The organism is Komagataeibacter intermedius TF2 (assembly GCF_000964425.1).
Taxonomy (GTDB): Bacteria; Pseudomonadota; Alphaproteobacteria; order Acetobacterales; family Acetobacteraceae; genus Komagataeibacter; species Komagataeibacter intermedius.
In genome coordinates, this window is the sequence record NZ_BANF01000174.1 from 1 (window position 1) to 997 (window position 997).

General features: G+C 54.8%; 1 protein-coding gene. It reads left to right on the forward strand.

Going from position 1 to position 997, the window contains the following annotated elements; genetic code table 11:
* On the forward strand, positions 1–810 hold an 810-nt coding region (locus B7449_RS15200), incomplete at its 5' end, for a zinc-binding dehydrogenase (protein ID WP_048883783.1).
* Positions 811–997 lie beyond the last annotated feature (187 nt).

Genomic DNA, 997 nt, shown 5'->3' on the forward strand with positions numbered 1-997 from the left:
GGAAAAACCAATCTCTGCATTTCAGTGCGCGCCACACAGGGTAAGGGTGTGATGCCGGATGGTACGACGCGTTTTTCCTACAAAGGTCAGCCGATCCATCATTACATGGGGTGTTCGACGTTTAGCGAATACACGGTTGTCGCCGAGGTTTCTTTGGCTAAAATCAACTCCGCATCCAATCCAGAGCATGTCTGTTTGCTGGGATGTGGCGTCACCACCGGGATCGGTGCGGTACACAACACGGCCAAGGTACAGCCGGGAGATACGGTTGCCGTCTTCGGACTGGGCGGGATCGGTCTAGCGGTGATTCAGGGAGCGCGACAAGCAAAGGCTGGCCGGATTTTCGCTATTGATACCAATCCGGAAAAATTTGAACTTGCCAGGGCGTTCGGCGCCACGGAGTTCCTTAATCCGAAGGACTATGACAAACCGATCCAACAGGTTCTGGTGGAAATGACCGGCTGGGGCATTGATCATACCTTTGAATGTATCGGCAACGTCAATGTCATGCGCGCGGCGCTGGAAGCCGCCCATCGTGGGTGGGGGCAGTCGATCGTCATCGGTGTGGCTGGGGCTGGTCAGGAGATATCAACCCGTCCCTTCCAGCTTGTCACGGGTCGTTCGTGGCGCGGCACGGCTTTTGGTGGTGTCAAGGGGCGCAGCCAACTTCCCGGAATGGTCGAAGACGCCATGCGCGGCGATATCGAGCTTGCGCCTTTCGTAACGCACACCATGCCGCTCGAAGATATCAATACGGCCTTCGATCTGATGCATGAAGGAAAATCCATCCGTTCCGTCATTCATTTCTAAGGTCTGTGTCTCGCGGCGCAACATCATTTCCAACGGTTGGAAATTACAGGAGAACAATCATGGCAGTTATTTCAGGTGACGGTGTTTTCTCTCACGTTTTTCTCGGGGCGGTGGATACTGCGGTATCTGCGAAATTCTATGATGCCGCGCTTGCGGCTCTGGGCATAAAAAACCTGGGGCCGTTCGG